Here is a 17,900-nt window from a genome sequence, read left to right on the forward strand (position 1 = left end):
TTAGAAGAGACTGAAAATTCTAGCACTGACCCACCTATTTATCGATTACTTTTCAATAGTTATCTCTCTATTTTTGAATAACCGCTCATACAAAATAAAGAAGAGCAGATAAAGCAGGATGCCTATACTAACATAATGAATCGTATCTATAATTTGTACTGTTTGAGGAGTATTTGCTTTATGCCCCGTAATCTGCAATACAGTACTGGCAGAAATTCCAAACTCTTTCGTCATAACCCAAAGTCCTGTTATCAGCAAGAGCTGATGAGTAATGCTTCCTTTAGATTGAGTGCTGTACTTCATAATAATGCGCTGATCCTGTGGCAGTTCTTCATTCTCTGCATATGTCTGATTTAAATAAGTACTGGTTCCGCTGATAAACAGACTGAATATAAGAACCCCAAATGGAAATATCGCTGGAAATAACAGTAACAATAATGAAAAAATCAACCCAAAGATATGAAGCAGCTCTCTATCCACTCTTGGGAACAGCTGATAAATATAGCGTATTAACAGCTTAGAAATTAGAATTCCCAGCAGATAAGGTAAGTATAAATATAAAGTGATTTTATCATTTCCAAAGTAGAAAGCGGTGTAGAAGGTGCCGAACAATAGAATAAAATTCGTACACATGCCATTAATAAAGGTCAGGAGATTTAGCCAGATTGGCAGCTTCCAATTTTTGTGAATCGTATTGATATACCATGCAGCCAAAAGCAGACAGATTGAGAAGCCTATGACTGCAGCAGTTAAAAATTCTGAATCAAATAATGCCCTTGCTAAGCGAACAATAATCAACAAAATAAAATAAACTAAAAATAACAAAAACTCTTTCATAAAAAATGTTTGCTGATCTATTTTCTCTAGTTTTCTATCTTCAACTGGATAATCATTAACCGTTCGAAAAGAAGCTAAAAATAAAAAAGTATATTCTGCAAAGATTACTATTCTCTTTCCTGGAAAGTTTATCATTAGCGCGCCTAAAAAGATGCCAAGCAAAATAGCGAGAAACAGAAAATCGAATATTCCGCTTTTCTGCTGCTCAATATTCAGCTCTTTCCGCTGATATTTAATTGTCGTATTGGCTGGCGGCAGCCATGCGGCACTTAAACCAATTAAAACTGCTGCCAAATAATAGCAGGGTAGCCACCATTCACCCAAAATTCCAAAAATGCTTCCAAGACCACCGACAATCAAAGAAAGCCATAAAACATGAAGCGTCGTCAGCCCTAGGCGAAAGCTTTTCAATAAGAAAATGCCTGTCATCCGTACTGTGTAAAAAAGAACAAAAGGCAAAACACTTTCTAAGTTGACACCTGTATGCAAATTTAAAAAAACCAGATAAGGGATAAATGTAATTGTATTGGTCAGCACAAAAGGAATTGCTGGAAATGATTTTTGAACAGCTGGTTTTTTAGACGCCATATTTTCAACTCCTTCTATTTTGATTTTGTTAGTCTTGTTTATAGTCTATCACTGCCAAAAGACAAAATCGAAAGAAAACCTCTTTTTTAAGGCTATTTCTTTGAAATTTATTAGTTATTTTTTATTAAGCTGTTTCTACTTGTAGCTTCTTTCTCATTTTCTAGGATAAGAGATGTACAAATATAAATATTTTTTATTTATTATAAGATAAAACAGACACGATGAGAAGCGCTTTCTTACAGTTTTCATTAAAAATTACTTTTTCACTTATTTTACTCTACAAATCAGTTTTTCTTATGAATGAACAGGCAAATAAATCAGTCTTTTTTAATATATAACTCCTATAAAATTGAGATATATCACAATTATCTTTGCCTGTAGGTCACTTTCCGTACTCAGTATCTTTTACAGGATTTACAGTGGTGTAACTACCCACCTCACTGTTTATTCAAATTTAAGTACGCAAAAAAATGTAGAAATAGATTATTGTTCCAAACTCGCCATTAAAAGAACCTTTTTTATTGCTGAGATGCACCGTAAGGTACACGTCGATGTTGATCCGTAGCTGCTTAGCTATCAAAATTTAGCATTTCTGTTCCAACCTCTATATAATAATAAAGAAGGAGGGAAAATCTATGTTTCAGTTAATTCGAACGTTTATTACCGTATATGAAACAAAAAATTTTACCCAAGCTGCGGATATTCTGTTCTTATCCCAACCGACAGTATCTGCTCAAATCAAAAAATTAGAAGAACAGCTACAAACAGTCCTCTTTATTCGCAAAGCCAAGCAAGTCATTCATCCTACATCTGAAGCAGTCTTTCTATATCCAAGATTTTTAACTATTTTAGAAGAATGGGAGGACTCTGTAGCACGCGTTTCAAAAAAGGAATTATTTAGAGAAAAGTGTGTGATTGCCTGCTCTCATACCTGCTCTGTTCATTTTGTTCCTAAATTTACACCAGCACTTCTCGCACATTTCCCAACAATTGACTTCAGTTTTTTAACAATGAACTCAGCAACGGTTGTCGAACAGTTGGAACAAAATAAAATAGATATTGGCTTTATCGAAAATTCCGAACTCACCAGCCCGCAGCTGACACGAACCGCTATTTATGAGGATCAATTAGTTTTGGCTGGCTCTCCTGAAGCTGACTACTGGCTGCTTCGGGAACAATCTTCCGGACTTCGTTATTACAACGAACGTTATTTAAAAGAACACAATTTAACACCGCCAATTATTCAAGTAAATAACAATGAAGTTATTTTAGCTTTGCTTGAGGAAGGTATCGGGCGCTCAGTCATTTCTAAAATGTCTGTCACCAGCCAAATTAACTGGATGCCGCTTCCTGAGGAAAGCACCCGTAAGCTCTACCTTGTGGCTCATAAAGAACGATTCCGAAAAGAAATTGATGCGATCTGCCAATACATCGAAGAACAGCTTTTTAATTAGAAAGCGAAGTTGTAATAGTGGTGTTTCACCTTAAAAAAATCAGACTATACTGCGAATGGTTTCTTCCATTCGCAGTATAGTCTGATTTTTTTCCGAAGAGAACGCTTCGGGAACACTGTTTATTCAGTTTTAAAGGATGAAAGTATGAGAATGCGCGCACTGACTTGTTTCTTTTTTTCTTGAACAAAAGGCAACCCTGCCTCATATGAGACAGGGTTAGGAAAGTATTAAATGAAAAAGTTTGGTTATTGGGTTGTCTATAGAATACGACAGCTACCTTAAATCAACCTTAAAAACAAAGCATTATTTTTTTCCTATAGTCACCTTCTCAACCTTTTGATATCATAAACGTTAAATACTATTTTAGTTGGTTGGGGAGGGTTTTAATTGAAAAAAATCGGAATTATTCTACTTTTAGGTCTGTTCACTGGATGCACAGCACATCATGAGACAAAAAACACCGCAGTTCCTGCATCTAGTATTGAATCATCAAGCACTATTGAAACAGAAGAACAGGGAATTATCTATGATGTAGAAGATTCAGAAATTATCGAACACATCATCAACACCGTTTTAAATAACCAGGATAAGAAACGGGAAGAATTAGACATCAGTATTTACACTCATGATAATTCTTTTCAGCGGAATATTTGGGTAGCCCATGCTGTATTTTCAGATAACACCACAGCCTACCTGCTTTATATCAAAGAAGCCGGCAAGCTGGTGGAAATAGATAAAAATGAATTTGACGGTAAAGTGACCAGCATTCAAAAAAGAAATCACTCGGATACAGCCATTTATAAAGAAAAAAATAATGAATAAAACCACAGCTGGCCTTGTAAACGCTAGAGATAATAAGAAACATCTAGCTAATCTAACTTTTCATAGTCGGAATATTATGGCATGTATTTTTTTATTCATTATCTCCAAATGAAACTCTAGGCATTAAAGAACCTTATTGCCTGTCATTCAATGATTCAAATATAATTTAAACCATTACTTCTCGAAGATGAGGGATTGTCGAGGTTGTTACCAGGGCAACACTGCCGCCAAAAGCTCCTGTAATATGCTTCAGCACCCATTGATTCGGTTTTTCTTCTTTAAGAAGCAGCTGCGCTAACCGTTCTCTATTTTCAAGAGTATCATACTTGCTGTCTATAATTTCTGCTGTATTATACTGACCTTTTAATAACGGCGAATAAGCTACCAGTGTTAATTCAAGGTGTGTAGTTAAATAGCTTTTCATATCCGCATTCAGCGCTACCTGAGGAAACAGATCGGCATCAATCACTGGCGCCAAATAGCTGTATCTTTGCTGTATAGCACTGAAAAAAGGCAAATCCCGTACCAGACAAATCTGTCGCGCCTTTTCAAGCCGCCAGCTAAAAAAATTACTACAACCAATTTCCTGCACAACACCTTCTCTTATGAGTTCAGCCAATGTTTCCATTACTTCTTCCTGCGGTGTCTTAAAATCATCAACATGAAGATACAATAAATCAATCGTATCTGTCTGAAGGCTATTTAAGGACTTTTCAACAGAACGGAGAATCACTTCACGACTCAAGCCCTCCATTTGCTCAAACCCTTTAGCGCTTAGTGCCCCCACTTTTGTGGCCAACACCATTTTTCCATGCTTCTTGGCATGAGTCAGCCATTTGCCGATAACCCGTTCACTTTCCCGACCGTCGCCGCCATTCCAGACAGCATAATTATTTGCTGTATCGATAAAGTTTCCTCCTAATGACGCATATTCTGTCATCAAATTAAATGACTGTTCTTCAGAAACCTTCGTTCCAAAATTAATTGCACCCAGCCCAATACTACTAACCTCTAAAGAAGATCCTACGATTCTTTTTTCCATTACTATTTTCCTCCTTTTCTGTTGAAATCCAACATCAGCTTCAGTATAGCTGCCTGATGAACCCGGCACAAGAAGGCACTTTATTGTGGTATACTTACAAAAAAGTGGTCTAAGGAGTATAAGATAATGAAACAAATGGATTGGGAGGACAGCTGTCCTCTAGTGACGACCCAAAGAATTATGGCTGGCAAATGGAAGCTGTCAATTATCTGGTTTCTAGCGGAACATTCTGTTATGCGGTTTAACGAGCTAAAATCGGCATTTGATGACCCGGCACTCACCCAGAAAATGCTGACGCAGCATTTAAAAGAGCTGCAGGCTGATTCACTCGTCATCCGTACTGTATATAATACCGTTCCGCCTAAAGTTGACTATCGCCTAAGTGAGCTGGGAGAAAGCTTTATTCCAATTATGAGAAGTATGGAAACCTGGGGGAAAAGCTATCAGAAAGCTACTGATGCAAAAAAACACAGTGAAGAATCTTCAGGATGATAAGATTCTTCACTGTGTTTTCATGCTATTATTTATTTTTCCAGTACCTGTTCTCTTTCTCTAACTACCTGCACGTCAGAATCTTTGGTTCCTCTGAACAAATAGAAACAAAGATAAGAAACGCCTAATACTAGGACTGCAATAAACAGGATTGGCAGGAAAACACTAACGGTTGATTGTTTAAACAATACGCCCATCAGCATTTGACCTAAAGGAACAGCACATTGAGCAACAGCGATGATGGTAGCCATTACCTTACCAATATTTTCTCTAGGTGTAATTCGTTGAACTGTTGCAATCAAATAGATGGAGATGCTGCTCATCAGCATACCGATTGGAATACCTGTAACAACAAAAGCCATAAATCCTATCATGTTGCCGGAAGAATTGCCGGCAAAGCTAAGTCCCACGTTCATCAACAACATCAGCACACCAGAAATAGTAAAGGTAAGATAGAAATTATTAAAACGAAGATTTTTGGTAAGCGGTCCGGCTAGCACTGCGCCTAAAATATTTGCCAGACTAAATAGCGACATGCCAATACCATACAGTGTATCATTCGCTTGTAAAACCACTCTTAAAATGATTGGTGTACCAACAATAAAAAATGGTGTCAGTACAAAATTGATTAATGCAGCAATGAAAATTGTTTTCAAAATAACTTTATTGTTGCGAACCTCATGAAAGCCGTCAACTAAATCGGAAGTCAATGTCTTGAGCATACCTGATTCCAATGCTCTTTTTTGAAAAGGTATTTTGATAAATGTCTCAATTACAGCAGCAGCGATAAAGAATAAGATACTGCTGGCCACCAGCATTTGAGCACCCATCAGGCTGTACAAAATACCGCCGATAATCGGTGCTACAACATTTGACATAGACAATATGCCATTTACCAGCCCATTCACCTTCTCCAGCTCACTTTCTTTTACCAGTAAAGGAATACTGGCCGTTACTACCGGCGTATCAAAGCTTCCCACAATTGATAAGACAAAAAGTAAAATGCCTATCATAAGAATAGACTGTCCTGTTCCCAGTACAAAGAACAACAGCAGCGCCAACACGGCATTTGCAACATCCATTAGTACCATTAGCATACGACGGTCAAAGCGATCGGCAATAGCTCCGCCAATCGGCGAAAACAATACAGGAATGCTGGAAACTGCCAGCACTGTAGCAAAAACATCAGCCCGTCCAGTTTGATCTAATACATACAAAGATAATGCAAACCGTAGAATAGCCCCGCCAAAAACCGATATAAACTGCCCTAAAATCAAAAATAAAATATTTCTTTGGTCTTTTTTCATTTTAAACAATCCCCCAAAATTATTATTTCCCAAATAAACAACACTCGTTCTTTTTCTACTACATTTACAAGTATAACATTTCTTTAGCTTTTGGTTTTCAGCCTGGGGAAGGATTTATTCTAGTACTTTAGCTGTAAAAAACGCATATTAGGTCTACTTTCAATACCCAACATGCGCTTAGCTTACAAGAACTCAATTTTCATATACAGTTTTATCACGCTGAAATTTTCTCAAATAGTAACGTGAAACAGGACCGGCAACTACTAATTGTAATGGTAAAGCAAATAGAATATTTAGTTTAACTGCATTTAGATAATCAAGCAGAACGTTTCCTGAAAAGCCACCCTGCAGCACTAAACCAAATAAAGACATGCAGAGCACCATCCCTAAAACCATACAACAGGATATCACTAGAGGGGTTATAGGCATTTTTCCTTTATGAATTCCAAGCAGCTTAAATGCCAGCTTTTTCGCATTTGGTCCTACTAAGAACACATCCAGCAACAGCGCTGCAAAAAAGCCTGGGATAAACCCTAATAAAAGCTCGGTAAAAATCAAACCATCTATCCCCTTATGCAGACAGCTATTATATAAGCTCATCCCCAATACCATTATCGTGCACATCATTAATGTAAAAAACATACTTTCTTTTCGATTTCTCGGCAAAATTATCGCTCCCTATTTTTTAGTAACATCTACCATGGTAGCAAATAAAAATCTTTTTCGTAAGCATTTTTTGCACGATTTGAAAAAACTCATTTTTTTTTGAAACAGAGGGACCCGCTGTTTTCTGGAAAATTTGTGAATTAGACTTGAAAGTTTCTGTATACCAAATGTTTCATGTGAAACAAACGTTACTAGCTTATAGTCGCTACTTTTTCTTCCAGTTCTTCTATCTTTTGATTCAGTTCTTGAATTGCTTGAATTATAGGAGCAATAAATTCCTCATAAGCGATAGATTTTACATCTAATCCGCCGTCAATTGAATGGTCTTGATAACCGCTAAAATCGATATCCAGCTCTTCCATAACAGCTTTGATTTCCTGTGCAATGAATCCTTGATGATAACGTTTTCTCGAACGGCTCCCGTCGTTAGGTACTTCTCGTTTTATACATTTCAATTGCCCATTTGCATCCCTATGCGTTTCATATTCACTATAAAATTCGCGGTTGTTCCATCTGAATTCGCGCGGCTGAATTTTTTTTATAAAATTTAGTCCTAGGGAAGTATCTCTGATGTCTATTTTGTCCCGAGCATCTGAGCGCAGCTGAATAGGATTAAATGCATACGGTGTCGTCTGAGAATTCCCCAGCTGTAGCTGATTGGACCCTGTCACAGAACTATTTTGTCCAATACCTGTAATATTCTCAAAATCAGCAATAGAAGGATTATTCAAAGCATTATAGCCGACTGCGGTTGCTCTTTTTATATTTTTTAAATCTCTGGCAGCAAAAAGTCCAACAGCAGTATTATAATCACCTGCTATTTTCTCTAATGCCTGCTGCCCTAATGCGGTGTTATATTTGCCCTGTGTATACTTCAATGCGCTGGAGCCAATAGCTACGTTGCTCCTAATATCTCCGGAAGCTTCGCTAAGACTGTAGCGGCCAATAGCGATATTGTCACTGATTTCAGGATTTGTGCGAAGCATATTCTTTCCATGTAAAGCCTGAAATCCTATTGATACATTAAACTTTGAAAAAGGTACTTGTTCCATAGCATACGCACCTAAAGAAACATCTCCAGACGATATACTATTGTTCATATTGGCATAGGATCCTACTACAACACTTTCACTCGACTTTATCGAATTATAAGCACTTGACACACCAATAGCTACACTTTTAGTGCTTTCAACAGCTTTTTCTAACGCATTATACCCAACTGCGGTATTGAATGTCGGTTTAATCGTCCAGCCAAGAGCATTTCTTCCTACAGCTACGTTACCTCTCACCTGTTTTGTATTTTCAGGAATAATCAGCGGTTTGTCTTTCTCACCTACATAGTCTCTCCAGTCAGTCCATAAGTTATCTAGATAGCCTGTATCCACATCTTCTCTGTAAAAATGATGGGTTCCAATTAAATCAGTATCTCCCATGGATAATCCGGCATTTGACCCCACAACGGTATTCCTTTCTGTAAGAACAGTATCCCGGCAGGCATTATCCCCAATTACAACAGTGTATTCTGCCTCAGAAACTTTCGTCATAATATTGGTTCCCATTCCGACGTTTCTTGAAAGCCTATTCCCTTTGGAAAGAAAGCTTTTATCTCCAACTACAGTATTTCCAACAGAATTTTCATCAATTGCCTGTAGCGTGTTAATGCCTAAACCAATATTATTGTACAATCTGTTTATTTGCAGATAGGTATCATTCAATACGTATTCCCTAATAATCCCTGCAGAAAGCCATTTAATGACGGCTCCTGCCCCCTTTATTTTAGTAGTAGGCAATTTTCGCAATAAGTAGCTTCCTTTAGGAAAAAATAGCATCCCAATTTTTTCTGCCTCTAAAACAGCTGCCGTATCATCGGTTGTTCCATCACCTTGTGCGCCAAACCATTTAACATTTACGCCTCTTTCAGTAAATTCATTTTTCACTCTTTTTAAAGCAGATTGATCTTGCTCATATTCTCTAAACTCGCTGCTTTGTCCTAAATCTATCTCATCCATAAACATCCTCCTTATTATTATAATGTGCCTGAAAACTCTAACGGCGAATCGTTATATAATTTACCTCTCAAAGCTAAGTGACGCTAGTTTCTTTCAAGGAATAGTTATCAAAGCAGCGCATGCCATTCTGTTGCTATACTTAAGTAAACAAAACTGGCCGCTCGCTTATACGGCACATTGCCAGTTCTATTTGCCTAAAGACCTGCTAACAGAATGGTATCGTACGAAAATAAAAGTCATTTTTCAATCAATAGTATTAAAAATGACTACTCTGAATTGAGCTAGCTTGTGGTTTTGCTTGATTTCCAAAACAATCTTGAAAAATTTAGATGCCATTCTACTTTTCAGACACTTCCTAATAAGAATATAGGATATCTTTCTTTACAAACTCCCATTTTACTCCCATTTTTAAAGAACAAGTCTCCCCAATCCTTAGCTTGTTCATCGTTCACTACTTTAGAGCCTTGCCTCTGCTAATATTTGCTATAATAATGATATGTAAAATGTTCGCGGGAGGGATTATTGTGTTTCAAAAAGATTATTATCAAAAACAAGCAGATACACTTAAAAAGAAGCTGACTCGTCGAAATTTTGATGTTCATATTTGTCAAGACTTTAAGAATGCACAAATGACAGCCTTGGATTTAATTGATTCCAGCAAAACGGTTGCTTTTGGCGGTTCTGTTACACTTCAGCAAAGTCAAATCATAGATGCCCTAAATCAGCGAAAACAAGCAGTTATTAATCGGGATTTAGCTGAAACTCCTGAAGAAAGACATCAGCTGATGAGACAGTCCTTATTAGCTGATTATTATTTGACTAGTGTCAACGGCATCAGTGAAGACGGCATTTTAGTCAATATTGATAGTGTGGGAAACCGGGTTGCTGCTCTTTCCTACGGTCCAGATAAAGTAATTGCTTTTGTCACTATGAATAAGATTTATGGAAATCTGGAAAGCACCATTGAAACAGTCAGGAAGAAAACGGCTCCGGAAAATGCTTTTCGTTTAGGCCTAACAACAACGCCCTGTATAAAAACCGGGCAGTGTGGAAGCTGTCTAAAGGAAGAATGCATTTGCAGTATGATTTCTCTTATACGCCGTTCCAAAATAGACAGGCGAATGACCATTTTATTAATTTTGGAAAATGGTGGAATTTAATTCAAAAGAGACGGGGCATATCTACTTTCCAGTCTTGTTTTTTGTTTTAAATCCGAACAACGGCATCTCAGTCCTTGTATGCTGCGAGAAGCCGAGTATAGTAAGAACCATAGACACAAAAGCAGCTGAACCTAATTTTTTCTTCTTGCTTTTTGCTTTGAATAGATGATACATTCAAAAAGCATATAGGATAATACTGGATATAGAAGAAAATACGAGGAGGAAATCAGGATATGGATAAAATGCGTTTTCATGATATGACAATTCATTGGTTGGATGGCGGGAATACAGCGATGGACGGAGGTGCAATGTTTGGCGTTGTACCTAAACCGCTTTGGTCCAAAAAGTATCCGGCAAATCAAAATAATCAGATTGAACTACCGACCGACCCGATACTGATTCAATACCAAGGAAGAAATATTTTAATCGACAGCGGCGTAGGAAACGGCAAGCTGTCAGAAAAACAAAAACGTAATTTTGGCGTCTGGTCTGAACCTAAAATAAAAGAGAGTCTAGCCGAATTGGCACTGCTTCCTGAAGATATTGATACCATTCTTATGACTCATATGCACTTTGATCACGCTGGCGGGTTAACGGGTTATGACGAAAACGGTCGATTGGTTTCCTGCTTTCCTCAAGCAAAAATTATTATTAATGAGACTGAGTGGAATGAAGTAAGATATCCTACTGTGCGGTCAAAAAGTACCTATTGGAAAGAGAATTGGGAAGCTGTTGAAAAACAGGTTGTTACATTTTCGAAATGCTACAATGAACTTTCTGATATTGAATTAATTCATACAGGCGGGCATAGCAACGGGCACTCTATTGTTAAATTGACACAAAAAAATGAATGGATTTTTCATATGGCTGACTTGATGCCCACACAGGCACATCAAAATCCTCTATGGGTATTAGCGTATGATGACTATCCAATGGATTCCATTTATGCAAAGGAACGGCTCCTACTTGAAGGCTATGAGAAAAAGGCAATGTTTATTTTCTATCACGATGCTTACTACCGAATGATTCAATGGTCTTCTGATGGAAAGAAAATCCTTAACCAGCAGCTGCGAAATAAAACACCCTTTATTCCCAACCCGCTGCTATCAACTGAACCAAAAAAAGCCGATTAATGAGCTATCAGTCTATTAGATAGAATTAATACAGCTATAAGAATTTTTGAGTAGTAAAAGAAAGCAGCTTAGTTTATGGTATAGCTGAAGAGACTCGATGATTAAACTCATTGGCTATTCGAAGAATACTCATTTGATTTAGCTAAAAACTGCCAGTTAGGGAGAAAGATTATGGGTGAATTAAATTTATTCTGGGAGCAATACAACCAGCTGTTTTGTTTTGAACATACTATTAGAAATGAACTTGATCCAACGGAATTAGAGCACATCAAAAATATTGTGGAAGAAAAATTAAAAAATCTATTATCCTATGAGAGTGAACTTGAACAAAAATCTTTGATTGATTATTTGGATATTCCTAAAGGAATCAGTAAAGAAAAAATTCTTTTTTCTGTCCAAATTAGTGAAATTGACAACGAAAAAATCGAGCTGTTTGTTGTTGGTACAGACAAGGCTCATCAGCAAATTTGCTGTACATTTTTTGAACGAGTCTTTATTCAAAGAACCAATGAGCAATTCTTGAACTTTCCTGCTAATACATTCTTGAAGCTGGGATTCGAACATCGTGAATACAAGCGCAGTGTGCGGAAAAAAATTTCTCTCCTCTTCAATAAATAGCTTTTTAATAAAAAAGATAAACATCTAACTTCCAATAAGCAGCCGGAAAAATTTATAAATTTTTTCGGCTGCTTACTTTATATAAATGAGTTTGAATGGTAAATAAAGAATGAAATAGAAATAGCTTTGCTCTGCCATACAGACCAAATAAGGATTATATTCCAATTTCTTTATGAATCATATCCAGCAACAATTAAGTTTCACCACTAACCTATTAGTAAAACTAATAGGTAAGATAAAAATACCTTAGTTTGCAAACAAAAGAAAACACTATATCATTAAATCAGAAAGCGCTTGCAATTGCATTAATAGTGAGTACAAGCAATGAACTAGGACTATGTTGATCAAAAATAGTCATTGCCTATACAGATGAAAATATATAAACTGTCTTCAAAATAAAAAGATTTCTCTACTATAAATTGTTTACTGCTATAATTATTTTAAACTAGCAAATATTTTAAAGTAAAAAGCTCATGCTATACAACACCTTGAGCTTAAAGTCAGCGATAATTCGAAAGGAGTCTTTTGATGGATATCACTCAGCTTAGCTATTTTATTAAGATTGTCGAGAGCGGTTTTAATTTGTCTTTAGCGGCTCGCAAAATCCACATTACCCAGTCAGCTTTAAGCCAAATGATTACCAATTTTGAAGCAGAAGAAGAAGTGCTGTTATTCGAAAGAAGAAATGGTCGTTTTGAGCAACTAACCCCAAGCGGCAAATTATTGTACGAGTATGCGTTAGAAATTATATCTAAGTATGAAGAGATGAAAACGATGATTCGTAAAGAATCGTTAAAGCAAAAAGGAACAATTCGAATTGGAATGCCTTCAGCGATTCTTCGAATGTATTTCTTGTCATTTTTACCTCAGTTTATACTTGAGCATCCAGAGCTTCAAATAGAAATTGTCGAAGGTGGAGCTAAAGATTTAAAGAAGAAACTATTAAATAACGATTTAGACTTGGCTATCTTAGTAGATCCGGCTCGGTTAGATCATAAATCATTTGAAGAACAAGTAATCCAAATTGATGAATATGTCGCATATATGAAAAAGAACCATCCTTTAGATACAAAAAAACAGCTTGACTGGAAAGATTTGGAACCTTTCTCAATCGGAACTTTTCACGAAAGCTATACAACCTATGACTTAGTTAAAGACCGATTGAATGAGCATATAGAAAATGCCAAAATTCAGTTTACCGGCCAGTCATTAGAATATTTGCTGGATTTGACTGGACATTCTGACACTGTCATCATTCTCCAGCATGCGATGTGTCTTTATGCAGATGAAAAAACCACTAGTAAAAAACAATTTAAAGAGCCCCTTCAATTCGTCTTATTGTTGTGTCGACCTGTCAAAAGCTTTTACACTTATGAAGAAAATTTCCTGTACGAATCAATCTTAGAATTTTTTTACCAGCCTGCTGATTAATGTTTTCATCTTTTACGAGACAAAAAGGAGATTATCTTGTGAAAAATTCGTTGAAGGAATATATCCATTTATTAAAAAAGAATGGGCTGGATGCTCAAGCAGACGCTTTTGATCAGTCGAAAAAAGTTCCTCTTGAAATAATGGAAGATTTAAGTAAAAGAGGGTTTATTGGTGTTGGCTTTCCAACATCTATCGGAGGAACCGGCGGAAGCTTTGAAGATCATTTAGCCTTGATTCAGGAATTATCGACCAGCTTTCCTGCCCTTTCAAGTATTTTTTTAACCCAATCAAACTTTGCTGTCTGGCCGCTGTATCGCTTTGGAACTGAGAGTCAAAAAATAGCTTATCTTGAACAGCTTATCAAAGGAGAAACTTGGGGTTCACTCGCATTAAATGAAGTTGGATCTGGAAGTCAGCTATCTGAGATTAGAACGACTGCAATAGAACACGAAAATTATTGGCAAATCAATGGAACTAAAGCAACCATTTCGAATGCACCAATTGCTGGACTATTTTTTGTAGCCTCCAAAGTAGAACTGATGAGCGGCGAAAAAGGCTACGGGATTTTTCTGCTAGAAAAAGGAACTACTGGTTTAGAGGTCGGTCCTGATATCGAAGAAGTTGGACTGCACGCCTTACCTGTCGCCGATATTTATTTCAAGGAAATAAAAATTCCAAAAGAAAATATCCTTGGTGGAGAGCTAGTAGATGAAAAACAAGTTGATATGATTTTCAACCGTATCCGTTTATCCATCGCAGCACAATCAATTGGAATCGCACAAGGTGCCTTTGCTAAAGGTCTGAAGTATGTTCGAAAGGAACGAAAATTCGGACTGCGGCTCATTAACCTAATCGAATGCCAACGGGTTCTTTCAGAAACAGCAACAGATATCGAGGCTGCAGAATCCTATTTAAAAAATACAGATTTAGAAGACTATACAGACACGATTCAAATTGCAAAAATCAAGCTTTTTTGTACAGAAGCATCCATTAAAACAACCGAAGCTTTAATGTCTATGACAGGCGGCTATGGTTATACTCGTAATAACCATATTGAACGTTTTTCAAGAGATGCACAGGTGACCGCACTCTACGGCGGCTCAACGAATGCACAAAAATTTATAATCTCAAGAACATGGCTGAAAAATAACGATGAAAGTACCGAATACCAAAATAAATAGAAATGAGTGAATATCTATGCTGCTAACAAAACTATTAGGAATTAAATATCCTCTTTTTCAAGGCGCTATGGCTCAAATTTCAAGATATGAACTGGTATCTGCCGTTTCAAACGCCGGGGGCTTGGGCGTGATTGCCTCAGGAGCCATGGATAAAGAAACTCTGCGCTATCAAATTCAAGCCTGCAAAGAGCTAACTGACAAACCCTTCGGAGTCAATTTAATGATGATGATGGATAATGTTGGCGAGCTGGCCGATGTCATCATTGAAGAACAAGTAGCTGTCGTTACTACAGGAGCTGGAACACCTAAAGACTACGTGCCTAAATTAAAGGCTGCCGGGGTAAAGGTTTTCCCCGTTATCGCCACTGTCGCACAAGCGAAAAAAATGGAAGCACTAGGCGTGGATGGCGTAATTGCAGAAGGTACTGAAGCTGGTGGACACATTGGTGAGAGCAGTACAATGTCTCTGGTGCTACAAGTTAGTGAAGCTGTTTCTATTCCTGTTATCGCAGCCGGCGGAATCGTAAACGGCCGTGGGATTGTCGCAAGCTTTGCTTTAGGTGCTCAAGGTGTTCAAGTTGGAACAAGATTCCTGGCATCAGAAGAGGTTCCGATTCCAATGAGTTACAAACAGGCAATTGTAGCAGCTCAGGATGATTCGACAATTGTAACCGGGCGAACTTCAAAAGCACCTGTTCGTGTAATAAAAAATGAAATGTCTAAAAAGTATTTAGAAATGGAGTATCAAAAGGTGCCCCGTGATGAACTGGAAAAGCTAACAATGGGTTCCTTACGAAAAGCAGTTGTAGACGGAGATATGACTAACGGCTCTATCATGGCTGGTCAAATTTCAGGCGCAATTAAAAGTATCAAGCCGGCTAAATCAATCATCGATCAAATGTTTTCAGAAGCAGAAGATGTAATGAAGGAAATGCCAAAAATATTTTACTAAAAAATTGTTAATAAGTTGTTAAACGGTTATCTGTAGATAGTTCGGCTATTTGCAGATGGATGCCTTGTAAGCGCTTACAATTAACTGGATATGTATTTGTTATTCTGCTATCTTAGCTACATTATAAATACAAGAACGACAATTCTTATAGAATCAATCTTTAACGAATCCTTAAGGATGGAACATTTACACACAAATACAAACTTAACGACTATTTCAAAGAGCCGGTAAGTTGTAAATAAAAAAAGTTTTATTGGAGGTTATGATATGAGATTTAAGACATCTGAACAACACGAAACTTTTAGAGCGAAGGTCCGGGAGTTTGCAGAAACAGAAATTAAGCCAATCGCAGCCACTTTGGATCTTGAAAATCAATTTCCTGATGAAATCGTTAAGAAAATGGGCAAGCTCGGCATTATGGGCATACCTTTTCCTGAAAAATATGGAGGCGGTGGTTTTGACACCACAACTTATGCAATTGCTGTAGAAGAGCTTTCCCGAGTAGACGGCGGTGTAGGGGTAATCCTTTCAGCCCATGTCTCACTGGGCTGTTATCCTATTTATGCACATGGTACAGAGGCACAAAAAAAGAAATATTTAGTGCCGCTAGCTAGAGGGGAAAAAATTGGGGCCTTCGGTCTAACCGAAAGTGAAGCTGGAAGTGACGCCGGTGGAACTGAAACAACTGCAGAGCTAGTTGGTGACCACTATATTTTAAACGGAAGCAAAATTTTCATTACGAATGCTCCTAAAGCTGATACGTACATTGTATTTGCTGTAACAACACCAGATATCGGTATCCGAGGCATCAGTGCATTTATTGTCGAAAAAGGCTGGGAAGGTTTTGAATTCGGCGAGAAGTATGACAAGATGGGAATTCGCTCTTCTAGTACAGCAGAGCTAATCTTCAACAATGTGAAAGTACCTAAAGAAAACTTGTTAGGTGTTGAAGGAAAAGGCTTCAATATTGCAATGGCTACATTAGATGGCGGACGTATCGGAATTGCAGCCCAAGCCTTAGGTATAGGACAAGGAGCTTTCGAAAGCGCTTTAGAATATGCCAAAGAGCGTGAACAATTTGGTAAAGCAATTGCTCATCAACAGGTAATTTCATTCAAGCTAGCGGATATGGCAACTAAGCTGCGGGCAAGTCGGATGATGGTTTACAGCTCGGCTGAGCTAAAAGACAGTGGTGAACCATTCGGTTTGGAATCTGCAATGGCGAAACAGTATACCTCAGACAACGTACTGGAAATTGTAAATGATGCCCTTCAAATTTATGGTGGTGCAGGCTACATTAAGGGCAGCGACGTGGAGCGTTTCTATCGCGATGCCAAGATTTGTACTATCTATGAAGGAACGAATGAAATTCAGCGGGTAGTTATTGCCTCCCATTTGGTTGGTAAAGAGCCTAAGGTTCAAGCAGTCAGCGCGAAAAAAGGACCAGCAACCGGCGATCGTAAGAAGGTTATACTGAAAGATGCAGATCCTGCTAAAAATGTAGAAACGTTGGTAGAACAGTTAAAAAAAGATGGCTACGATTTCTCCGTAGGAATCCCGATTGATACACCAATTGCTCAAGCAGAGCGGGTAGTCAGTGCAGGACGAGGAATTGGCGCGGAATCCAATATGAAATTAATCGAAGAGCTTGCGAAACAGGCTGGAGCAGCAATCGGCTGTTCACGTCCAGTTGCAGAAAACCTGAAATATCTTCCTATGGTTCGCTATGTAGGAATGTCTGGTCAGAAATTCAAAGGGAATTTATATATCGCATGTGGTATTTCTGGAGCTGGTCAGCATTTGAAGGGAATCAAAGATGCATCCACTATTGTCGCAATCAATAATAATCCAAATGCAAAAATATTCAAAAATGCGGACTACGGCATCGTTGGTGATGTAGAAGTTATCCTGCCGTTGCTGGCGAAAGCACTAGATACCGGAGAACCGAAGAAGGAGGCGCCGCCAATGACGAAAATCAAACGTGCAAAAGCGAAAAAACCTGCACCATCTTACAAACTCTATCTATGTGGAGGGTGTGGTTACGAATACAATGCTGGCAAGGGAGATCCAGAGGGTGAAGTGGCTCCAGGAACACTATTCAAAGACTTGCCGGAAGAATGGGTTTGTCCTGAATGTGGTGAAGAAAAAGACGTCTTCATCGAAGGGTTCTAACAACTTAGTTTTCACTGAAAGTCAGATTGAATAGGA

15 protein-coding genes are annotated in these 17,900 nt (G+C 37.8%); 10 read left to right on the forward strand and 5 right to left on the reverse strand.

Annotated features, from left to right (window positions below; all coding sequences use genetic code 11):
* Positions 1–45: 45 nt before the first annotated feature.
* Positions 46–1,425: a hypothetical protein gene (locus ACYSNQ_RS10390; RefSeq protein WP_426083093.1), complete on the reverse strand. Its 1,380-nt coding sequence runs from the start codon at positions 1,423–1,425 to the stop codon at positions 46–48.
* A 635-nt stretch (positions 1,426–2,060) separates the two neighbouring features.
* Here ACYSNQ_RS10390 and ACYSNQ_RS10395 point away from each other — a divergent pair.
* Both ACYSNQ_RS10395 and ACYSNQ_RS10400 read left to right on the forward strand, forming a co-directional pair.
* A complete protein-coding gene (locus ACYSNQ_RS10395) occupies positions 2,061–2,879 on the forward strand; it encodes a LysR substrate-binding domain-containing protein (protein ID WP_426083095.1) in 819 nt (272 codons plus the stop codon).
* Positions 2,880–3,266: 387 nt separating this feature from the next.
* On the forward strand, positions 3,267–3,701 hold the full coding sequence (locus ACYSNQ_RS10400; protein WP_426083096.1) for a hypothetical protein: 435 nt from the start codon (positions 3,267–3,269) through the stop codon (positions 3,699–3,701).
* A 166-nt stretch (positions 3,702–3,867) separates the two neighbouring features.
* Here the strand turns inward: ACYSNQ_RS10400 and ACYSNQ_RS10405 are convergent, their stop codons facing one another.
* Positions 3,868–4,743 carry an aldo/keto reductase gene (locus ACYSNQ_RS10405; protein WP_426083098.1) on the reverse strand — a complete coding sequence of 292 codons (876 nt, stop codon included), beginning with the start codon at positions 4,741–4,743 and terminating at the stop codon, positions 3,868–3,870.
* Between the two features lie 126 nt (positions 4,744–4,869).
* On the opposite strand from ACYSNQ_RS10405, the gene ACYSNQ_RS10410 reads away from it, so the two are divergent.
* A complete protein-coding gene (locus ACYSNQ_RS10410; RefSeq protein ID WP_426083100.1) occupies positions 4,870–5,235 on the forward strand; it encodes a winged helix-turn-helix transcriptional regulator in 366 nt (121 codons plus the stop codon).
* 32 nt (positions 5,236–5,267) lie between these two features.
* On the opposite strand, the gene ACYSNQ_RS10415 is transcribed toward ACYSNQ_RS10410, so the two are convergent.
* The 3 genes from ACYSNQ_RS10415 to ACYSNQ_RS10425 all read right to left on the reverse strand — a co-directional run bounded on the left by ACYSNQ_RS10415 (position 5,268) and on the right by ACYSNQ_RS10425 (position 9,217).
* The gene (locus ACYSNQ_RS10415; protein WP_426083102.1) at positions 5,268–6,542 is read right to left on the reverse strand and encodes an MFS transporter; all 1,275 of its coding nucleotides are present in this window, start codon (positions 6,540–6,542) and stop codon (positions 5,268–5,270) included.
* A gap of 192 nt (positions 6,543–6,734) precedes the next feature.
* Positions 6,735–7,208: a DUF2798 domain-containing protein gene (locus ACYSNQ_RS10420; protein WP_426083104.1), complete on the reverse strand. Its 474-nt coding sequence runs from the start codon at positions 7,206–7,208 to the stop codon at positions 6,735–6,737.
* A gap of 191 nt (positions 7,209–7,399) precedes the next feature.
* Positions 7,400–9,217: a tail fiber domain-containing protein gene (locus tag ACYSNQ_RS10425; RefSeq protein ID WP_426083106.1), complete on the reverse strand. Its 1,818-nt coding sequence runs from the start codon at positions 9,215–9,217 to the stop codon at positions 7,400–7,402.
* A gap of 524 nt (positions 9,218–9,741) precedes the next feature.
* Here ACYSNQ_RS10425 and ACYSNQ_RS10430 point away from each other — a divergent pair.
* The 7 genes from ACYSNQ_RS10430 (at position 9,742) to ACYSNQ_RS10460 (ending at position 17,864) form a co-directional block, all read left to right on the forward strand.
* On the forward strand, positions 9,742–10,377 hold the full coding sequence (locus tag ACYSNQ_RS10430; RefSeq protein ID WP_426083108.1) for a lactate utilization protein: 636 nt from the start codon (positions 9,742–9,744) through the stop codon (positions 10,375–10,377).
* Positions 10,378–10,610: 233 nt separating this feature from the next.
* Positions 10,611–11,510 (forward strand): YtnP family quorum-quenching lactonase, encoded by a 900-nt coding sequence (locus ACYSNQ_RS10435; RefSeq protein ID WP_426083110.1) that lies wholly within the window; start codon positions 10,611–10,613, stop codon positions 11,508–11,510.
* 171 nt (positions 11,511–11,681) lie between these two features.
* Complete coding sequence (locus ACYSNQ_RS10440) at positions 11,682–12,128, forward strand: hypothetical protein (protein ID WP_426083112.1); 447 nt, start codon at positions 11,682–11,684, stop codon at positions 12,126–12,128.
* Positions 12,129–12,656: 528 nt separating this feature from the next.
* Positions 12,657–13,559, forward strand: a complete 903-nt coding sequence (locus ACYSNQ_RS10445; RefSeq protein WP_426083113.1) for a LysR family transcriptional regulator — start codon at positions 12,657–12,659, stop codon at positions 13,557–13,559.
* 38 nt (positions 13,560–13,597) lie between these two features.
* Positions 13,598–14,740 carry an acyl-CoA dehydrogenase family protein gene (locus ACYSNQ_RS10450; protein WP_426083115.1) on the forward strand — a complete coding sequence of 381 codons (1,143 nt, stop codon included), beginning with the start codon at positions 13,598–13,600 and terminating at the stop codon, positions 14,738–14,740.
* 16 nt (positions 14,741–14,756) lie between these two features.
* On the forward strand, positions 14,757–15,692 hold the full coding sequence (locus ACYSNQ_RS10455; RefSeq protein ID WP_426083117.1) for a nitronate monooxygenase: 936 nt from the start codon (positions 14,757–14,759) through the stop codon (positions 15,690–15,692).
* 267 nt (positions 15,693–15,959) lie between these two features.
* On the forward strand, positions 15,960–17,864 hold the full coding sequence (locus ACYSNQ_RS10460; RefSeq protein WP_426083119.1) for an acyl-CoA dehydrogenase family protein: 1,905 nt from the start codon (positions 15,960–15,962) through the stop codon (positions 17,862–17,864).
* Positions 17,865–17,900 lie beyond the last annotated feature (36 nt).

Source organism: Enterococcus sp. LJL51, from assembly GCF_054871795.1.